At 45.9% G+C, this 20,055-nt stretch carries 19 protein-coding genes, 1 tRNA gene and 1 pseudogene; 4 read left to right on the top strand and 17 right to left on the bottom strand.

What is annotated here, in order from left to right:
• Positions 1 to 224: 224 nt before the first annotated feature.
• Both WJT86_RS10860 and WJT86_RS10855 read right to left on the bottom strand, forming a co-directional pair.
• Complete coding sequence (locus tag WJT86_RS10860) at positions 225 to 1,664, bottom strand: MFS transporter (protein ID WP_346337596.1); 1,440 nt, start codon at positions 1,662 to 1,664, stop codon at positions 225 to 227.
• A gap of 67 nt (positions 1,665 to 1,731) precedes the next feature.
• Positions 1,732 to 2,901 (bottom strand): M20 aminoacylase family protein, encoded by a 1,170-nt coding sequence (locus tag WJT86_RS10855; protein WP_346337595.1) that lies wholly within the window; start codon positions 2,899 to 2,901, stop codon positions 1,732 to 1,734.
• Between the two features lie 144 nt (positions 2,902 to 3,045).
• On the opposite strand from WJT86_RS10855, the gene WJT86_RS10850 reads away from it, so the two are divergent.
• Both WJT86_RS10850 and WJT86_RS10845 read left to right on the top strand, forming a co-directional pair.
• Positions 3,046 to 5,463, top strand: a complete 2,418-nt coding sequence (locus WJT86_RS10850) for a helix-turn-helix transcriptional regulator (protein ID WP_346337594.1) — start codon at positions 3,046 to 3,048, stop codon at positions 5,461 to 5,463.
• Between the two features lie 110 nt (positions 5,464 to 5,573).
• Positions 5,574 to 6,299 (top strand): META domain-containing protein, encoded by a 726-nt coding sequence (locus WJT86_RS10845; RefSeq protein ID WP_346337593.1) that lies wholly within the window; start codon positions 5,574 to 5,576, stop codon positions 6,297 to 6,299.
• An 11-nt stretch (positions 6,300 to 6,310) separates the two neighbouring features.
• On the opposite strand, the gene WJT86_RS10840 is transcribed toward WJT86_RS10845, so the two are convergent.
• From WJT86_RS10840 to WJT86_RS10785, 12 genes are all read right to left on the bottom strand, one after another.
• A complete protein-coding gene (locus WJT86_RS10840) occupies positions 6,311 to 6,964 on the bottom strand; it encodes a TetR/AcrR family transcriptional regulator (protein WP_346337592.1) in 654 nt (217 codons plus the stop codon).
• Positions 6,961 to 8,181, bottom strand: coding sequence for a cell division protein ZapE (zapE, locus tag WJT86_RS10835; RefSeq protein WP_346337591.1), 1,221 nt, complete (start codon positions 8,179 to 8,181; stop codon positions 6,961 to 6,963). Before zapE ends, WJT86_RS10840 begins: the two co-directional genes overlap by 4 nt.
• A gap of 21 nt (positions 8,182 to 8,202) precedes the next feature.
• Positions 8,203 to 8,793 (bottom strand): AprI/Inh family metalloprotease inhibitor, encoded by a 591-nt coding sequence (locus WJT86_RS10830; RefSeq protein WP_346337590.1) that lies wholly within the window; start codon positions 8,791 to 8,793, stop codon positions 8,203 to 8,205.
• Positions 8,794 to 8,885: 92 nt separating this feature from the next.
• Positions 8,886 to 9,413, bottom strand: coding sequence for a hypothetical protein (locus tag WJT86_RS10825; RefSeq protein ID WP_346337589.1), 528 nt, complete (start codon positions 9,411 to 9,413; stop codon positions 8,886 to 8,888).
• A 171-nt stretch (positions 9,414 to 9,584) separates the two neighbouring features.
• Positions 9,585 to 10,376 carry a succinate dehydrogenase iron-sulfur subunit gene (locus tag WJT86_RS10820; RefSeq protein WP_346337588.1) on the bottom strand — a complete coding sequence of 264 codons (792 nt, stop codon included), beginning with the start codon at positions 10,374 to 10,376 and terminating at the stop codon, positions 9,585 to 9,587.
• Between the two features lie 71 nt (positions 10,377 to 10,447).
• Positions 10,448 to 12,274: a succinate dehydrogenase flavoprotein subunit gene (gene sdhA / locus WJT86_RS10815; protein ID WP_346337587.1), complete on the bottom strand. Its 1,827-nt coding sequence runs from the start codon at positions 12,272 to 12,274 to the stop codon at positions 10,448 to 10,450.
• Between the two features lie 10 nt (positions 12,275 to 12,284).
• Positions 12,285 to 12,716 carry a succinate dehydrogenase, hydrophobic membrane anchor protein gene (gene sdhD / locus WJT86_RS10810; RefSeq protein ID WP_346337586.1) on the bottom strand — a complete coding sequence of 144 codons (432 nt, stop codon included), beginning with the start codon at positions 12,714 to 12,716 and terminating at the stop codon, positions 12,285 to 12,287.
• Positions 12,717 to 12,727: 11 nt separating this feature from the next.
• Positions 12,728 to 13,132: a succinate dehydrogenase, cytochrome b556 subunit gene (gene sdhC / locus WJT86_RS10805; RefSeq protein WP_346337585.1), complete on the bottom strand. Its 405-nt coding sequence runs from the start codon at positions 13,130 to 13,132 to the stop codon at positions 12,728 to 12,730.
• Positions 13,133 to 13,492: 360 nt separating this feature from the next.
• On the bottom strand, positions 13,493 to 14,515 hold the full coding sequence (locus tag WJT86_RS10800) for a TraB/GumN family protein (RefSeq protein WP_346337584.1): 1,023 nt from the start codon (positions 14,513 to 14,515) through the stop codon (positions 13,493 to 13,495).
• A 20-nt stretch (positions 14,516 to 14,535) separates the two neighbouring features.
• A complete protein-coding gene (gene folD, locus WJT86_RS10795; RefSeq protein ID WP_346337583.1) occupies positions 14,536 to 15,426 on the bottom strand; it encodes a bifunctional methylenetetrahydrofolate dehydrogenase/methenyltetrahydrofolate cyclohydrolase FolD in 891 nt (296 codons plus the stop codon).
• Between the two features lie 30 nt (positions 15,427 to 15,456).
• Positions 15,457 to 15,780 carry a DUF167 family protein gene (locus tag WJT86_RS10790; RefSeq protein ID WP_346337582.1) on the bottom strand — a complete coding sequence of 108 codons (324 nt, stop codon included), beginning with the start codon at positions 15,778 to 15,780 and terminating at the stop codon, positions 15,457 to 15,459.
• A gap of 9 nt (positions 15,781 to 15,789) precedes the next feature.
• Entirely contained in the window at positions 15,790 to 16,080 is a 291-nt protein-coding gene (locus WJT86_RS10785) for a YggT family protein (protein ID WP_346337581.1), read from the bottom strand.
• A 227-nt stretch (positions 16,081 to 16,307) separates the two neighbouring features.
• On the opposite strand from WJT86_RS10785, the gene WJT86_RS10780 reads away from it, so the two are divergent.
• Positions 16,308 to 16,383 (top strand) — tRNA-Ala (locus tag WJT86_RS10780).
• Between the two features lie 201 nt (positions 16,384 to 16,584).
• On the opposite strand, the gene WJT86_RS10775 is transcribed toward WJT86_RS10780, so the two are convergent.
• Positions 16,585 to 17,214 carry a hypothetical protein gene (locus WJT86_RS10775; protein WP_346337580.1) on the bottom strand — a complete coding sequence of 210 codons (630 nt, stop codon included), beginning with the start codon at positions 17,212 to 17,214 and terminating at the stop codon, positions 16,585 to 16,587.
• Positions 17,215 to 17,722: 508 nt separating this feature from the next.
• Between WJT86_RS10775 and WJT86_RS10770 the strand changes: the two are divergent.
• Positions 17,723 to 17,836, top strand: a pseudogene (locus WJT86_RS10770) (IS6 family transposase); the annotation flags it as partial.
• Between the two features lie 158 nt (positions 17,837 to 17,994).
• Here WJT86_RS10770 and WJT86_RS10765 read toward each other — a convergent pair.
• Positions 17,995 to 18,336, bottom strand: a complete 342-nt coding sequence (locus tag WJT86_RS10765; protein ID WP_346337579.1) for a hypothetical protein — start codon at positions 18,334 to 18,336, stop codon at positions 17,995 to 17,997.
• A 1-nt stretch (position 18,337) separates the two neighbouring features.
• On the bottom strand, positions 18,338 to 20,055 hold a 1,718-nt coding region (locus tag WJT86_RS10760), incomplete at its 5' end, for a hypothetical protein (protein ID WP_407066955.1).

The raw sequence follows: 20,055 nt of genomic DNA, 5'->3' as shown, positions 1-20,055 counted from the left end.
GGGATAATTTTACTATTCTCTTATAATTCAACGGATTATCCGTTTAACAACGATAAATGGCCTAAGCCAAAAGACCTATTACATTTTTCCAAAAATGTAACATGTCTGCAAAAATCATAGAGAAAAGAGCGGTCAAACTGTGCGTAAGTAATAAAATAAGGCACGATAAAATAAAAAAGCCGGGTCAGCTTTCGCCAACCCGGCCAGTAATCAGAAAGTCAGTGTTATCGATTCATGCCCGCATTCTTCGGAACCATGAAGAAGATCGATAAGACAGACAGGACACAGAAGCCAACATTGACCCAGAGACCTATCGCAGCAGCGAACTGGATATCGCCAGTTGCCTTCAGAGCCGTATAGACAGCAGCTGAAATCGCAACACCGAATGCACCACCCAGAGAACTAGCCATCTTATAGATACCTGATGCCACACCAACACGATCAGCAGGAGCGTTAGAGATAGCTGTATCTGTTGATGGTGTTGCGTACAGGCCAAGACCCAGACCGAACATCATGTAGCCAACGAAGACTGCAACAACATAGATGGTCTGTGGCAGGAATGTCAGCGCCATCAATGCAACACCCGTTCCCGTCACGATGGTACCCCAGAGCATAGGCTTTCTTGCACCAACCTTCTGGAGAATCTTCTCACCAACACGGATCATGCAGAGGATGACGATCAGGTAACCGATAGACAGCATGCCTGTCTGGAATGGTGTGAAATTCAAACCCTGCTGAACATAGGAATTGGCAACAATCAATGTACCGGCAACAGCGTTCAGCATGAAGTTGGAGAAAGATGCACCACTGTAAGGCATGTTCTTGAAGAGAGAGAAGTCGATGAAGGCCTTTGTCTTGAGGCGGAACTCAACAATAAAGAAGATGACAACAGCAGCGGCAAACAACCCAATCAGACCAAGTGTTGTTGAGCTGGTCCAGCCGAAGCTTCCACCCTTTGTGATGACGAGGTTCAGCGAGACAAGTGCAACAACGAAGCAGACCAGACCAGAGTAGTCGAACTTTTGTGTTTCTTTAGAACCTTCTGCCTTGCTTTCCGGAACACCGTAAATCAGCAGCATACCAACAACAGCACAGACGATGGAAAGAATGAAGATCCACTGCCAGCCCATATAGGTTGCAATAGCACCACCTGCGAGCGAACAGACACCAGAACCACCCCATGAACCGATCGACCAGAAGCTCAAGGCTCTCTGACGGTCCGCACCTTCATAATAGGTCTTAATCAGAGCAAGCGTTGCCGGCATGATGAAAGCAGCCGAGAGACCCTGAATAATCCGGCCCAGCGCAAACAGATATTCATCTTTTGCAAGGATCAGACACAAAGAACCAATGATGCTTAGAATAAAACCAAGATAGGTAAACTTCACACGGCCAACACGGTCAGCAAGACCACCGGCCACCACAATGAAGCAACCTGAGAACAATGCTGTCAAACTGATCGCCAGATTGAGAGATTCCAAAGGAATATTTGTTGTTCTCTGGAGATCTGGAACAATATTTACAACCGACTGAGCGAACAGCCAGAATGTGATTACCCCCAACACGATACCAAAGAGGAATTTGTCATTCGCCTTAAATGTAGACGCCCCTACAAGTTGCGAAGCATTATCTGCCGTCAGTACGGACTTATCTTGTTTTGCCATTGGCAATTTCCTTTACGAATGCAATGAAAACGCCCCCCGCACATAGCGCGAGGGGACGAAGCACCAATTATTTTTTCAGATATTGCTCGGTTAATGCTGCCCAATAAGACGCTGCAGGAACAATGCAATCGTCATTAAAATCGTAGGCAGGATTATGAACATTTGCGAAGCCTGGCTCATCACCAGCTCCGATAAGCATGTAGCTTCCATTTGGGTTAGCTTCGAGCATGAATGCGAAGTCTTCACTACCCATGAAGAGTGGTGATTCATGCACTTTTTCTGAACCGACAAACCCTTCTGCAACACTCCGTGCAAAAGCAGTCATTTCTTCGCCGTTTACGAGAACCGGGCTACCGTTGACGTGCGTAATTTTAACTTCTGCGCCAAAGCCATGAGCCTGTGCGGTTGCAATATCAGTAATGCGTTTCAGCATAAGCTGACGAACGTCATTATTAAGGGCGCGAACACTTAACTTCATCAATGCACTGGCATTAACAACGTTAGGTGCATCACCAGACTGGATACATCCAATCGTCACCACAGCAGCTTCAAGCGGTGTGACATTTCGAGATACGATTGTCTGCAATGCTGTACCGATGTGGCAGGCGACAACTGTCGCATCAATTCCACGCTCCGGCATCGCACCATGTGCACCCTTACCGATGATCTCAATATGAATGGTGTCGGATGATGCCATCATCGGACCGGCACGGAAATAGAAGTGCCCAGCCTTCATGCCTGGCATATTGTGCATGCCAAAAATGGCATCGCACGGAAACTTCTTGAACAGGCCATCATCAACCATGACCTTGCCACCATAGAGAAGCTCTTCAGCTGGCTGGAAGAACAGGTGCAGGGTGCCATCGAACTGACGCGTTTCAGCAAGATACTTAGCAGCACTCAGGAGAATGGTTGTATGTCCATCATGGCCACAGCCATGGAACTTGCCTTCAACCTTACTGGACCATGGCTTACCGGATGCTTCAACAATCGGAAGGGCATCCATATCTGCGCGAATACCAATAACCCGGTCGCTGGTACCAACTTTTAACGTCCCAACCACACCGGTTTTTGCCAGACCGCGATTAACTTCATAACCCCACTGTGTCAGCTTTTCTGCAACAATATTGCTGGTCTCGACTTCTTCGAAACCCAACTCAGGATTTTGATGCAGTTTACGGCGAAGATCGATAAATTCACTTTCAGTCTTTTTAATCGTGTCAATAATTGCGTTCATTCGAACCTCCTCGTCCATTTCCAGACCTTAGAGATTCAGAAGAGATGAAAAAATGCCATTTTTTGGCATATTAGTGTACAAAATTAACAAGACAGCATATAAGACAACGAGAAATTAAAAACAGATCATGGAAAAGTGCTCATTATGGAATATGCAATAGACTACACTCTCAATGTCCAGTCTCTTGAGCACTTGAACAGCCCCGGACTTGCCGGCCTGACTCTTCTTTACATGATCCGGGGAAACGCAACCCTGCACATGAAAGACCAGATCTATGCCATCGGCAAAGACAGTCTATTCGTCATCAACCACAATGTACCTTTTGCACTTGCGAGCGAGAAAAACAGCCTGTTTCTCACTTTAACGATTTCATCAAATTATATTTTCAAAAACTATGAAGATTACTTTCGGTATGAATATTACATCCCGAATAAAGAAGATGCTTCACACATCAAGAACTACACGGAAAACCTGAAAGCCATTTTATCCAGAATTGCCATTATAAACTTCAATCCGGAGAATTTTCTGCGCAAGCTTGAGATTAACCGTCTCACTTCTGAGCTGCTGCTCATTATCATTTCATATTTCAAAGTGAAAACGGACACGCGTTCAGGTACCCAGAAAAAGTATAGCAAGGTCGTTACACAAGCGATCAAGGAAATACGCGAAAACTATAATGGCAAACTGAGATTACGCGACATTGCTAAAAGTGCCCATGTCTCATCAGCCTATCTTTCAAAAATATTCAAGGATGAGGTTGGCACAGGCTTTTCAGAATATGTAGAGCATATCCGTTTTGAAAATGCGCTCCACAGCCTCATGTATACGAATGATCCTATTTATCTCATTTCTGAAACAAACGGGTTTTCAAGTACACGCAAATTCATTGATCACTTTAAAAGTATATACCAGACAACACCGCATAAATACCGGGCTCAGTTCAAACAGGGCCAACCACCTTTGCTGGATACATCCGTGCAGGCAAATGATAGCCTGTCTCTTTATACACCGGCACCCGGTGGCAATGGCTCTTCCGAGCCAGACACAGAAACACTTCCTGTCTTACTTGCAGATACATTCTCGCAGCTGACGGAAAACGTTCTGGACCGGGATTACCCGCATGCCAATCGCTCCTTCTATTCACCAATTGAAACCGTCACCTTTGAAGCAAAACAGCAGCAAAATAATCCACCTGTTCAACATTGTGATCATGTCATCTTCGTCGGAGACATTGATGAGATACAGAAGAAGCACGTCCAGCAACAGCTGATAGAATTAAAGCGGATTAATGCTGTCAATTATATAGAGATATGGGATCCTGTTGCCGAGATCAGCGACCCGGATGAGATTGAAACGGATGAGCCCGTTATTTCCATCACCCCCTATGATCGCTATCGGTTACCTTTCAATTTCATAAGAAACGAGGATATTCCTGTTCTTATGCGTATTGATTATGGCAAGGTTGTACCGGATGCGGCGCGCTACCGTGAAAAGCTTTCACATTTTCTGAAACACTGCAGTACGAAATACGGCGCTGATTATATGCAGCGCTGGATTTTCATTATTAATAATGACGATCAGGAAGCCCTAGAAACAGCATCTTTCAGACATCAATACAAAGAGCTGCGGAGCTGCATTAAGAAGCTCCTTCCGAACGCACAGGTTGGCCTTCATTACCTGTTCGACATGGAAGCTGATATCAGGCAATCCTCTTTCTTGAGCGAGAACTTGGGAGAGCTTCTTGATGTCATCAGTTTCGATGCCATCTATGACTATGAGAAAAGAAGCCCAAATCCAACCCTTGCTCTGGAAGAGTTCAAGTCATTCGTTCAGCGGAAGACAGAATATGTCAGGCGCTATCTCAAATACCATAAAGTTTCCAGCGCCCTTATTTTAAGAAAATGGAACACCCTGACGGGCACAACCCGCTACAGCAATGCGAAATATTTTAGAGGAGCCCTGATTTTTAACGCAATTACCTCTCTGGCTCAGGATGTTCGCTATATAACGATGACATTGAACACTGAGATCTTTCCTGAAGTTTCCCCATTCCTGGGAAAAGGAAAAATCAGTGTTTCCGGCATCGCAATCTATTTTATGAATCTTGAGAAACGGCCTCTCTATTTCGTCCTGCAATTTAGCAGAAGGCTGCAAGGGACCTTATTAGCCCGAACCGCAGATTATATTCTGACAGAAACAGATTTTGGCTATCAGCTCGTTCTTCTCAATCCGACGATCTTTGACCCGTTTCTTTCTGTTCAGAAGGACACAACCCTTCAGTATAATCTCAGGCGGGAATTCATCATTAATGGGATTAAGTCAGGACAATACTACATTAAAAAATATGTTTTAAGCCAGCAGAACGGTGCTCTTTATCAGTATTATGAGCGCTTCCCGACAAAATATGGCAGAGATTACGAAGTTGAAGAATACCTGAACACCTATGTTCATCCCTACTTCAGTGTGTATGATCAAATAATAGGCGATGATCAGCTCGTACTGATTGAAGAATTTGACATCAATGCCGTTCATTTTTTTGAACTTCATAAGATATCAACCTGATATCAGCAATTACGATAAGTGCAGAAAAATCTTGGAAAACCGACCAACCAGCCTATATCGGACATAAAGCCTTTTATAGAATCTTACGGAGCCATTGGAGCCTCAAAACAATGTTTCAGTCTATTGCCCAGAAATTCATTTTAGCAGCCTCATGTCTGTTTCTTCCACTGACTGCAAGCTATGCTTCACCGTCTGCAATCTCTGGTGAATGGCAGGTTGAGAAAATCTCTACTGAAAATGTTACGGCTGATATTGAAACAACCCTGAACATTACAGAAGATGGCAAAGTCAACGGTTCCGGTGGCTGTAACCGCTATGTTGGCTCGGCAGATATCCAAGATGATACCATTTCTTTCAGCCAGATGGCGTCCACCAGAATGGCCTGTATGGAACCGGCAATGGCCCGGGAACAGACATACCTTAAAGCACTGGAGACAGTTAAAGGCTGGAAGATAGAAGATGGAAAGCTCGTCCTGATCGATAGTGAAAAGAAGCCCGTCATTGTTCTTCATAAGCTCGAAAAGCAGACCTCAATTACCATTGAAGTTCCAGGTAATATTGAAGTTAACCGCACCACAGCCACTTATACATGTGGGGACGTGCCAGTGGATGTTACCTACATCAATGCAGACCCCCACGCCCTTGCTGTCCTGAGTGTCAAAAACAAGACCGTAATCATGTCCAATGTTATTGCCGCATCAGGTGCAAAATATGCTGGTGGCCAATATACTTGGTGGACACAGAAAGAAGGCGCTGAATTTTACGATCTCACCTCTGGTGACAAGGCCAAGCCTGTAAACTGCATAGAAACAGGTACAACATCTTCTCTGGACTAAGCCAGAGTCTCTTAGATGTAATTGCTGCGCAGCGCCCGCAGAATAACGTGTATGATGACATCAAGGCGACGATCAAACATCTCCCGTGGCATCTGGCTATCCATGCGAATTGCGACGGGATGAATAAAACGACTTGCCGTATCAGTTATAAATGTTGCTGCATTCTCCCGGTCACGTATCTCAAATACAGAAGATGCCATTCCCTCATCCAGAACCCTGACAACGAGTTGCTTGAGACGCGCCCTGAAACGTCGGTAAATAACCCGGGAACCGGCCGCCGCATCGGCATAGACTTCAAAAAGATTTCTGTTCTCAACCATCAAATCCCGCTGCGCATGGGCAACAATACTCAGAAGGTTCTCAAGCTTGTCATCAACCGGATCCGGCCCATCGGCAATTGAAGCAATTGTTGCCTCAAGACCTTTCAGCCACTGAGCCGCAATGGCATCAATTAAAGCTGACTTGGATTGGAAATATCGGTACACATTTGCATGCGTCATACCTGCCGCTTCTGCAACGCTAACCACCGTCACCGAATGCCGTCCACCTGTACGAAGCCTGTCGGAAGCAATGGCAAGTAACCGGGCATCTACTGCCAGATGTGAATAGATATCAGCTTGCATCGCTGGCAGTTCATCGGGAACAGCCACCGGCTCATTGCTCATGTTTCCACCAACCCAGTCGAGACTTCTGAGGTATGCAGCGTATCATCATGCGGAAGCTGGAGATATTCCGTTGACTGCATTTCAATCAGACGTGAAACGGTCCGGTCAAACTCAAAAGCTTCAATACCCTGCTCTGCCTGATAAAGTGAAATAACCGGCACCTGCAATGAGGCCAGAAGCTTTACCTTGCGCTCATACAGCGTATCAATGAGAAGAATAAATCGCTTCGCCTCATTGCGGTTTTCAATTCCCATCTGCGGAATATCATCAAGGATGATGGTATGGAAATTACGGGCAACCTCTATGTAATCAGCTGCGGCCAGAGGCTTGGCGCATAAATCAGCAAACTCGAACCGGGCAACACCGTGGCTTGCCGCAGGTACAAAAATGTCATGCCCTTTGAAGGTTAGGGTTTTAGACTCACCTTTTTTACGGCCCGTCAGACTTTGGAATGCACGATCCAGTGCCTCATGTGCCTGCGCATCATTTGGAATATGAAAGACTGTTTCACCGCCCAGTTTTTCAAGCCGGAAGTCTGTTCGTGAGGACAGAACATAAACATTCATCCGTTCTTGCAGTAACGAAATGAACGGGAGAAACAGAGCCCGGTTCAATCCGTCTTTATAAAGATTTTCCGGTTCAACGTTTGATGTTGCAACAACAACAATATTTCTCTGAAACAGGACAGTGAACAACCGCCCCAGGATCATCGCATCAGCGATATCGGTAACAGCAAATTCATCAAAGCAGAGAACGTCTGCTTCGTCCGCCAGTTCATTGGCGACATGTGGAATAGGATCATCACCCTTCAACTTGCCATCTTTGAGAAGCTGACGCGTTTTATGAATACGACTATGGGCATCAGCCATAAAGTCATTAAAATGAACCCGGCGTTTTGACTTGGTTGGCACTGCATCAAAGAACAGATCCATCAGCATGGTTTTACCACGCCCGACAGAACCCCAGATATAAAGACCTTTGATAACTTCTGGCTGCTCTTTACGACCAAACAGATTCTGGAAAAATCCACCCGATGCAGGGCGTCTCTCACCCAGCTTTTGAACCAATGCATCCATTAAAGGCAAAAGCTCAGACTGGGCAGAATCCCAGCCAATCTTTCCTGCCTTCACCAGAGCATTATAACGGGAAGAAACCTGTCCGGTTGCAGCAACTGGTTCCACTCCTGCTGCTGCAACTTCAGTATTGTTACCTGACATCAATACGCTCGCAGTTTTCTGTTAGCGAGACATAGACAGAGGTGCGCCAGACTTGGTCAAAGCACCATCCATATTGCTGCCTTGCGCGCGCAGCCGTGCAGCCATCGTGCCACCGGTCTGGTAAAGATAGACTTCACCATCGCGGAAATCCCAGGCCGAGATTTTTGCAAGATCTTTATTGGTACAGCCAGAGGTTGATGCCTTGTAGAGATCAAGCGTTGGTGTGCTGGACAGAACAACGCGGCAGGATGAGCCCGTTGCGTCTTTCGCAGTCCATCCACCAACCATGCCAAACCGGCTTGCTGGCTGGGCTGGGGCAGATGTGACAGGAGGCAGAGCTGCGGTATTGGTTCCCCCCATACCCATGCCACCTGAGCCATCCATTCCGTATCCCGTTTGCCCACTGCCATCGAGCGGAGACAAAGGCTCAGAACTGATTGAACCAGAAGGGATTGCTTCAACAGCCTCTGGCTGCGAATAGCTTTGTTGGCCACCGCCACGAGACGAGCCGAAACGCTGGGATGAGCAGGCTGCAAGTGTCAGTGCTACTCCCAATACCAGACCAGCCTTAAAAAGCTGCTGTGTTGTGTTGTTCTTAACCTGTAACATCATTATTCATCCTGCAATTTACAGAGCCCATAAGCAGCGTAAAAAACTGCAATTGTTAAATATCTAACGCACTTACACTTACAAACAATCAAGCCTTAAGCAGCAATAACGCCAAGTTTATCAGCAAGCTGCTTCAGACAGACAGCCTGTAATTCCGTTGGTCCACCGTGACTATCTGCAACCCGAACAGCCATATCATAAACATCCTGCTTCTGAGACTGGTCCAGATCACCAACCCAGATACGGGCAAAGCGGATTATCAGATTTGACGGGTCGGTTACAGAAGATGCAGCTGCCAGAGCAAAATTATAAAGCTCGTCAACCCGAGTCACACCCATGACATTTGCAACTTCCTGTTTAATCTGACCGGCAACTTCATCATCAAGCTGGTTTTCAGCCTGAGCCAGTGAGACCAGGAAAGTTGTTGTTGCAGAAACCGGATCATTGACCATTGTCACTGGCGATGAAACCTGTTGGGGAACAGGCCTTTGACCGACACCTGCGCGCTGGCCCCGCGAGCCAACCTGACGGATGTCACCACTGCCCTGTGACGGGCGGCGCAAAAACAGGTACCAGAATAAAAAAGCCCCAAGCGCTGCGAACAAAGCCGTATAAAATGGCATAACCCTACCCTGATTATTACAATTGCCTCTATCTGTAATGCATTTATGCAATTAGCGAAAGAAGTTGGCATAAAGATAGCTGACCTCTCGCACATTTAATGTGACTTATCCGTGACACTTCATACAAAAAACCCGCCATCTAGGCGGGTTTTTATGGTTCCTGAACTGATTTCAGTTTTCTTTTGCGACCATCATCTTCTTGATTTCAGCAATCGCATGTGCCGGGTTTAGACCTTTCGGACATGTATTGGCACAGTTCATGATTGTCAGACAGCGGTACAGCTTGAAGGAATCATTCAGATCATCAAGACGTGAGCCTGTTTCCTCATCGCGGCTATCAATCAGCCAACGATATGCCTGCAGCAGAGCTGCTGGGCCAAGGAAGCGGTCACCGTTCCACCAGTAGCTCGGGCATGATGTCGAGCAGCTAGCGCAAAGGATACATTCATAAAGGCCATCAAGCTTTGCCCGATCGGAAGGAACCTGCAAACGCTCCTTCTCCGGATCAGGAGAGCGTGTCTGAAGCCAGGGCTTGATCTCTGCGTGCTGTACGAAGAAGTTCGTCAGATCCGGAATAAGATCTTTCAGAACCGGCATATGCGGAAGCGGGCGAACATTGACACGACCCAGCTTATCAGCCTCAACGTCATCAATACCATGTGTACAGGCCAACATATTGAACCCATTGATATTCATGGCACAAGAGCCACAAATACCTTCACGGCAGGAGCGACGCAGTGTCAGCGTTGAGTCCACATTGTCCTTGATCCAAAGCAGGGCATCAAGAACCATTGGTCCGCAATCATCGCGATCGACATAGTAGGTGTCATAACGCGGATTGGCATCATCATCCGGATCCCAGCGGTAAATCTTGAATTCCTGAATGCGCGTTGCGCCTTCAGGCTTTGGCCAGACTTTACCTTCCTTGACGACTGAATTCTTGGGAAGATTGATTTCAACCATGATCAATCCTGTCCTTTTCCTGAGCTGGTGACGTGCTGATTAAAAGATCAGCAGGAGCCCACCAGATAAAATCAATAAACGCGGGCGCGTGGTTCGACGTACTCGACCTCATCGGTCATGGTGTAATTATGAACCGGACGGTCATCGAGTTTGACTGTCTGCTTCTCTCCATCGACCCAAGCCAAGCTATGCTTCATCCAGTTCATGTCATCACGCTCTGCGAAGTCCTCACGGGCATGCGCACCACGTGATTCCGTACGGGCTGCGGCACATTCCATGGTGACAACAGCCTGAGACATCAGATTGTCGAGCTCCATGGCTTCCATCAGGTCTGTATTCCAGATCAGGGAGTGATCACTGACCTTGATATCTGCAGAGTTCTTCCAGACATCATGGATCAGCTTCTTGCCCTCTTCGAGAACTTCACCGGTACGGAACACGGCGCAGTTATTCTGCATCACGTGCTGCATTTCCTTACGGTGATGTGATGTCGGGTGTGCGCCCGATGCATAACGGAAACGATCAAGACGGGAGAGCGCAAGCTCATCCATCTTCGTATCCAGCTTAGGGTGCGGCGCATTTGGCTTCAGGATTTCAGCACAACGCAGACCAGCTGCACGGCCGAAGACAACCAGATCGATCAGTGAGTTGGAGCCAAGACGGTTGGCACCATGAACCGAGACACAGCTCGCTTCACCAATTGCCATCAGGCCCGGGACAACCGCATCAGGATTGCCATCCTTCTTCGTAACAACTTCACCATGATAGTTGGTTGGAATACCACCCATATTGTAGTGAACCGTTGGCAGAACCGGGATTGGCTCCTTGGTTACATCAACGCCGGCAAAAATCTTGGCGCTTTCGGAAATACCCGGCAGGCGCTCATGAATGATTGCAGGATCAAGATGATCAATATGAAGGAAGATATGATCCTTCTTCTTACCAACACCACGACCGGCACGAATTTCCATCGTCATTGAACGGGAAACAACGTCACGGGAGGCAAGGTCCTTCGCGGATGGTGCATAACGCTCCATGAAGCGCTCACCTTCGCTATTGGTCAGATAGGCACCTTCACCACGCGCACCCTCAGTGATCAGACAGCCGGAACCGTAGATACCTGTTGGGTGGAACTGGACGAATTCCATATCCTGCAGCGGCAGACCAGCGCGCAGAACCATAGCATTGCCATCACCCGTACAGGTATGCGCTGATGTACAGGAGAAATAAGCGCGGCCATAACCACCTGTTGCCAGAATGGTCATATGGGAACGGAAGCGGTGCAGCTCACCGGTTGCCAGTTCAAGAGCAATCACACCGCGACAATGACCATCGTCATCCATCAGCAGATCAATAGCGAAATACTCAATAAAGAACTGGGTATCGTGCTTCAGAGCCTGACCATAGAGCGTATGCAGCATGGCATGCCCTGTACGGTCAGCAGCAGCACAGGTACGCTGTGCAGGCGGCCCCTTGCCGAATTCAGTTGTCATACCACCGAAGGGGCGCTGATAGATGCGGCCATCTTCGGTACGGGAGAACGGCACACCCCAGTGCTCAAGTTCATAAACCGCAGCAGGCGCATGACGCACGAGGTACTCAATCGAGTCCTGATCGCCCAGCCAGTCCGAGCCCTTGACGGTATCGAACATATGCCACTGCCAGCTGTCGGGACCCATGTTACCAAGCGAAGCGGCAACACCGCCCTGAGCGGCAACTGTGTGCGAACGTGTCGGGAAAACCTTTGAGATACAGGCGGTATTCAGACCAGCCTGAGAACATCCAACCGTTGCCCGCAGGCCAGCACCACCAGCACCGACAACGACAACGTCAAAGGTATGATCGATAACAGGGTAAGCCCTGCCGTTGATCGAGTATGTATTGCTCTGAGAAGCCATCGCCCTGCCCTTAGTACGTAATTGTCTGAAGCATCATGGAAAACAGGATGAGCCGAACCATTGCATATGCAATCATGATTGCAACAACGGCACAGAATGCATCGTTAAAAACGAGCATTGTGTAGCGAACCTTTTTGGTCGGCACGTAATCTTCAAGGATCTGCTGCAATCCGTAACGCATATGCGCAATCATCAGGAAGCAGGTCAGGCCAAGAAGGATTGTAATCCATGGCTTGGAAAGAATAGCAACCATTCCGCCCGGACCCTTACCGGCCGCATAGGCGAAAACGAAGATGCAGAAGATAACCAGCGGCAGACCGATAATGGTCAGGATACGCTGCGTCCACCAGTGCTTGCTGCCATGGACGGCCTTACCCAGAGTTTTGCCACTTGGACCAAAAACCGAAAAACGCGGGCCAGCGGATTTAACGTCATTTGCCATGAGAGCCTCCGTTAGCGCGTGAGCATGAAACCGACAACCCAGAGAAGGAGTGTCAGTGTTGTGGAACCAACCAGGGTATAGATCGCCATATTGCGACGGCTGACGGGGTCAAAGCCCTTGCCCATATCCCAGATGAAGTGGCGAATGCCACCAAGCAGATGGTGGATCAGCCCCCATGAAAAACCGAACGGGACAATCCAGCCGATAATGTTCGACACGAGCCAATAGGCCAGCTCATTGGTGCTCGGCGTTGTCAGCAGCACCAGCCACAGGGCAAACAGCCCCATGCCGAAGTACAGCGCAAAACCTGTCGCACGGTGAAAACCGGACATGACCATGGTCCATGACCAGCCATAAATCTGAATATGGGGGGACAGCGGCCTTTGTCTGGACGCTTTATCTCCTGCCTGAGCCATTGTTTTTTGCTCCCGTTCAAGCAGCCTGCGGCGGTCGAAATCCGCCAAACTCTTCAAGCGGGTCGTACCGGATTCATCGATGAACAGCAATCCATCGAACAGGCTTCAGTAACAAAACGTAAGGATTGTAACCAACTCAAGTGAGTTAATCACACAACCTGCGCCCAGTTTCCCTGACACCTCAGACACATTGCAAAATAACAAAACTGAGATGCCAAAAAACCTGGCTGATTTGAGAATATTTTACCCCAAACCAGATAAGAACATAGCCTACATTAGACTAATTTACAATTAATCTAAACAAGGAAAGAGCACCTGCAAAGATATCGATAGAACTAGCTTTAACTTAATGGCAATTACTTAATTAATATCTATTCGCTCTATTTTATAGCCCTGCTCTTCCAACAATTTTAAAAGCCCGTACTCACCTGGTAAATGCCCAGCCCCCACAGCAACAAAAACACTTTTGTCTTTTAGCAAAGGGAGCAAGCGATCAACCATAATAGCATTCCGAACATTGAGCAGCTTTTCCATAATTTCTTCGGGATAATGCCCGTATTTCTCCACGAAAAGAGGATGATCCAATTCCATTATAGCAATCAATTTTCCAATATCATCACTCAGATACAGCTGTTTTGCTGTTTCCAATAAATCTGACGAATAAGGAAACGCCCTGATCTGTGATCGCAACATCTCTTGCTGGATGTGAAGAGGGACATCATTAAGTAATTTTAATTGCTCGCTTATTTTTTCCAGCCCAACGACACGGCGTCCTGCCTGCCGAGTTGCATGCGCAAGACTGTCATCAACACCGGGGGTAATTTTAGGGTCAGGAAATTTACCACAAGGCATTGAGGCAAGCTGCAAAGCCACATTTACCGGCCGGGATACCAACATTAATGATACCGAGCTGAAACTATCTTCTTTAACATAATTCTTAAGCTTCAACTGCTCCTCAGCACTCAGAAAATCTAACGGACGCTCACCACTTTCAGCCAAAGACCAGAACATGATTTCTTCCGGATTTTCATCCGACAAATCCATATCTTCAAAGCCGATCTGCCCGATCTGAGCTAGCTCAAGCGCCGTTAACTCAGTCTCATTAAGAGCCGCAAGAATCTTTGGGTTTAGTGGAATATAACGCTCATCATGAACATGGATCGTCCCTAGAACATACGAGGGCCTTTGCCCATCTTTCGTAATTTTGAAAAACTTTCCTTTAGTAAATGGCATTTGGACAGAACGCGCTTCTATCGCCTGAATGATTTCAGGATGCTTTTTTTGCCATTCAGAAAATAGAGACTTACCGACACACTCAGCCTTTGCCTGCGTTACCAGTCCAGCCAGTACCAGCAAGCTGCACAGCAGCCTTATAGTATTCATATTCTGCCCCTAAATTTTGTTTACATTTCCGGAGTTTTGATACCCCGTCGCACACAGGCTGCGACAACCGTATTACGCAGCAGACAGGCGATTGTCATTGGTCCGACGCCACCGGGAACCGGAGTAATGTAACCGGCATGCTCAGCAGCCTCTGCATAAGCAACATCACCGACCAGACGGGTTTTACCCTCACCCTTTTCAGGAGCGGGAATACGATTAATCCCGACATCAATCACAATAGCGCCGGGCTTGACCCAATCACCCCGGATCATTTCCGGACGCCCGACGGCTGCCACCAGAATATCAGCCTGACGACAGACTTCCGGTAAATCCCGGGTCTTTGAGTGGGCAACGGTTACGGTACAGCTTTCGGCAATCAGCAGCTGCGCCATCGGCTTACCCACAATATTGGAGCGGCCCACCACTACGGCATTCAAACCGGCAAGCTCTGGCTGAACCGATTTAATCAGCAGCAGAGAGCCATACGGCGTACAGGGAACAAGAGCCGGCAGACCGGTTGCCAGACGCCCGGCATTAACCGGGTGGAAGCCATCGACATCCTTTTCAGGCACAATCGTCTCAAGCACCTTCTGGGCATCAATATGAGCCGGCAGAGGAAGCTGCACCAGAATGCCATCAACCTGATCATCATAATTCAGTTTTTCAACCAGCGCCAAAAGAACTGTCTCACTGGTATCAGCCGGCAGGACATGCTCAAAAGACGCCATCCCAACTTCCTGTGTCTGTTTGGCTTTATTGCGCACGTACACCTGACTGGCCGGATCTTCCCCCACCAGAACAACAGCTAATCCCGGACGGGCATTCTGCGCTGACAGTTCACTGACGGCTGTTGCAACACGCTGGCGCAGACCTTCTGCAAAATTCTTTCCATCGATAATTTTTGCCGTCATATCCTCGCCCTATCGTTTGAATTTATGAAATTACGAACTGGTGATTGTCTGTAGCACCTCCATGAGAGCTGCACCATCACCTTGTATATGAAATAGCTTAAGTCTGGCCGTTGCCCCTGACTTCAGGGAAACAGCGGATGCCGGACATTTCAGAGATTTTGCCAGCAACTTGCGAACCGCATCATTGGCCGCACCATCTTCCGGCACCACCCGCACCCTGACTTTTAGAACCTTGCGCCCGTCTGAGAGACTTTCGACCCCGTCAATCGCATCACGCCCGCCCCGCGGGGTGACACGCACACGCAACTCAATACCTTCAGAGATTGCCTGCCAGGGAAGAGCTTGATCCGTCATAACTTAAGTTCAGAAGACGTTAGGATAAATGTAACGCACGATAATGTTCTGGAGCAGCATAATGCCCAGCAGCAGGATAACCGGAGAAATATCAATGCCGCCAAGATTTGGCAGAAAACTCCGAATAGGCCGCAAGACCGGCTCGGTTACCGCACAGAGAAAATTCCAGATACCGCGAACAACCTGATTATGAAAATTGACGATATTGAACGCCAGCAGCCAGCTGAAGATTGCCATTGCGAAGACTATGTACACATAGATGCTGAGAGCAAAGAGAATGACATCAAGAATTGCGCGCATTTATCTATCCATCGGTTTAACCAGATCAGAAAGGCCATCCGGTAATCTGTACCTAAACTCAGAGAAACAATTATTGCCCTCTCTGTAGCATCTAATGCCCTTAGGCCGGAAGAACAACCTGTATCAGCATAAATTAATAACGAACCACAAACCTGCTGCCGTATATGCGCACTTAATAAAGCAAGATTGACAGAAAATGCCACCCTTCTTAAAAATCAAAAGCAGCCGGGGCTGTAGCTCAGATGGGAGAGCGCTGCAATCGCACTGCAGAGGTCAGGGGTTCAACTCCCCTCAGCTCCACCAAGATACCGCTTTAAATGTATAAAGTCAGGCGGATTATGCCTGGGGTTGTCCTTAAATCTGAACAGCAGTTTGAAATGCTTATTTTAGTAAAGTGAAACTTTCAAAACCGATTCAAACGCGCCTATAACTTTAAATGCGACAGAACCCAAAATCACCGCTTTAAACTCTACTCAATCCGGTTTGGACGCTTGGACGGGACAACTATTTAATTCTATGTATATCGATATAATGCTTAAATTTAAATTTAACAATTTTATTACTCAAATCAAATATCAAAATTTTTTCGATCTTTTCACTATTAATGTATGCATTAATTGCAATTTTATTATTGCATGATCTGGTTCCATTTATATTATAAAATTCATTACTTTCAGAATCTTTTGCCTCAACAAACATAATGCCGTCTTGATTAAAAGAAACATGATACTCAGACCAAAAATCTTCATCATCTATTACATAAACATTTACAATTTTTCCTTTTAATGTATATGTTCGTTTGAGTGAAAAGGACGATTTTGCTACATATGAGAAGCAACCTTCTAATAAATTAATATTTTTTGTTAAATTTAATGTATACTTATTAATTCGACCGATAGATGGAAACATAGTCTCAAACAAGAGAGAATTTTTAATAAATCTGATATTACTTATTTTTAGCTTTTCCTCCTTATCATCTATAATATCATCGTCATCGTAAAGAATTAGAAGCCCAAGAGAGGCATAATTTTTTGTAATATCTTTTATAATAATCTCGCGGTTAGCAACATCATTATCAAACGACCAGCGTCCCTCAAACCATTCTTTTTTTGGAAACTCTAAGGCATTACACAATTTACCTTCCTCCCATCTTTATCCGCCAATATTCATCAAAGCCTGGTGGTTTATTTTTTATAACTGTTTTACCGTTAGAATCTTTCATTCTAATTTTATTAGGATCATTAGGATCAGGTGTCATCTTCTTAAACTGGTTACCAGTTCCAGCTGCATCGCTAGCCCAATTTCGTTCCCCAATCCCCCTATTATTTACCTCTACTCTCTAATACTGTTCCTCCAATACCCCAAGCTCCACTAGTAGCACCTACAATACCTTGAGCGGCCGTAAGAGCCTCAGCTTGTGTCATTGGACGCGAGGTACCATTCGGATATGTTATTGTACCCCCAATGACCGAATAGCCCTCTTGACTTCCACCAATTGTAGTTGCCGTAAGATTAATAGATTGCGTTGATCCATCCGATTTTTTGATTGTAAGCGTTCCTGAAGGGTTCTGTCGCATTAATTGATCTGCAACGTCCCCCACTCATAACACAGGGAGTTTAATTTTCTCCGTTATGAGTTGCAATGTTCAAATATCGACGCTTCCAGCCATCTGTTATTTTACTCTGTATGCGATGGTATCTGGCTTATTGTTTATCACTTCGCAATCTTGAGGTGATGATCCAAGAGCATGGAATAATTGAGACAATTCAGATGATGTGGCGAGGACAGGCGGATTAAGCCCGAAGTGCACCCTTAAAGCTCAAACAGCAGTTTGAACTACTCATTCCGGTACAGTGAAACCGCTCAACCATCTCAAACTGTATTGTCAGTTTCAAATGCGACAGAATCAATCTTCAGATACCATTCTCACGAAAAGCTTTCTCAATAGCATCGATAAAGCGGTTCATTCCTCTAGAGTATTTCTTTCTATTTAACTTATATAATGATGTCCTACTTACTATGAAAGGCCGACTATCAGAAGAATACGGAAACTCTATAGATATCTTCTCTCTTTTGTCCGTAATTATAGAATATATTTCTTCTGTTTGAGATGGCGTCCAACTAAAGCAATAGGCATATTTAATTTCTGGCATTTCAGACACTATAAATTCATACAATTTACTCCCCTCATTTTTATAAAGTATATTTTTAATATACTCAGATTTATGAAGTTTTATTTCATTTAAATCAGACATTTTAAAACCATTTAACACCATTTACTTGAACACCAGGAAAAGCCGTAATTAAATTACCTTTACTATCTGTGAAAATAGTAATTGTATTTGTAGATTTCCCTGTTAAATAATCAACTCCAACTCCACTAGAATGACTATATTGTCTAACATACAAAATTCCATGTTCTGTAGAAAATGAAGTACCAACAATTGGGCTATTTCTTGCATCTGCTTGTAAAACAGAACGTAGCTCATTTTGACTTATAGAGAATTGACTTTTATTACTTTTTCCTGAGTAATGAACTTCTACAACATGTGTCCAACCATTATCAGAATTACCTGTTCTAAGGTTGATTCTAGAGGCAACTCTTCCTGGAACTATGATTCCAGATTTATTATCAGTTAAACTTTTTAAAAGTCTTTTACCTCCAACAATAACCGACGTAGCCGCAATACTTACAGTTGAAACCAGTTTAAGATCAGAAATCTGCTGATTAGATAAACCTTTTGACTCTCCCCATTCGTCGATAATAGCAGCCAGTTTTTGCGCTGCATCATCAGAACCGTTTTCTATAGCTTGCTCAAGTTTTTTATACTCTGCCTCTCCTAGAATAGATTCGAGCAAAGTCTTTCTGACAGCACCACTTAATTCTGCCGTCATCATAGCGGCATTCTGGAAGCCCTGATCACTTAAAGCATCTCTCAAGGCATCCGCTAATCCAGAAATAGCCTTCATAGATTCTTGATCGATACTACCCTTACTAGTCATTACATTTGCAACTGCAAGGGTTAATATTTTTACACAAGTTGCCCATTCGGAAGCAGAAAGCTCTCGATAGTTTCCGTTATTATCAAGGAAGCCACACCCTGTTGAACTTGCATGGGCTGTAGTGACAAAGAATTCCAGAATGTTGAAGCCTGTTGTTCCCCCTCCATTACACCCAAGAACCCGTTTCAAATCTACTTTTCCAGAAAAAATATCCTGAACCGTTTGGTCAACATTTGCTTTTTGTTCGGAAGAGAGAGCAGATTTAAGAATTATTTCTTTTGCAGCATCTGCTATTGATTTATCAATATAACTAACTCCCTGCGCGGCTTCATATAAAGATTCCCTAATGTTATTAGGAAGTTCCTCAAAACCGTTTGAGGCCGCACTCTCTAATTTCTTTAGATTATTCCTTGTCGTCTCAAATTCAGAAGCAATCTCTTCAATAGCACTAGATGAGACATAGAAATCTACGCCTGAGCTTTCATCTTTCGTGATTTCCTGAGCCTTCTCAACATCACGGTTAAGAGCCGCAACATCCTGCTTTTGATCCTCCTGATTACGAATAGTGATTTCACCTTCACCAACCGTTGCATGATTAACCTGTTCACGGTCACGATCGGAGACAGAGCCAGAAATTGAGCCACCTGATGGTTTACCCGTTGCCGGATCATTACTGATACCAACATTCACATTCATTGATGAAGCTGTGTCATGATCAACAATATCAGAGAACCCAAGAGTTCCGGTATCAAGGGTCAGATTACCTGTTTCAGAGTTAATCACCGCACCATCAATCTGGGTATGATTGCCAACTGTGATGTTGAGATTATCTCCAGCATAGATTCCTGTCTGCTCCGTCACCCATGCCTTGTCGCTTGTCGAGTTTCCGCCACCTGCATTAAGCGAACCTGATACGCCATAACCAATGGTCAGCGAGCCACCGACATTCATGGATGAGCCATCAGAATGGG

Source organism: Hohaiivirga grylli, from assembly GCF_039655745.1.
In the GTDB taxonomy this organism is placed as follows: domain Bacteria; phylum Pseudomonadota; class Alphaproteobacteria; order Rhizobiales; family Beijerinckiaceae; genus Hohaiivirga; species Hohaiivirga grylli.
Note: the sequence above shows the minus strand (reverse complement) of the source record. Positions and strands in the feature narration are given on the sequence as shown.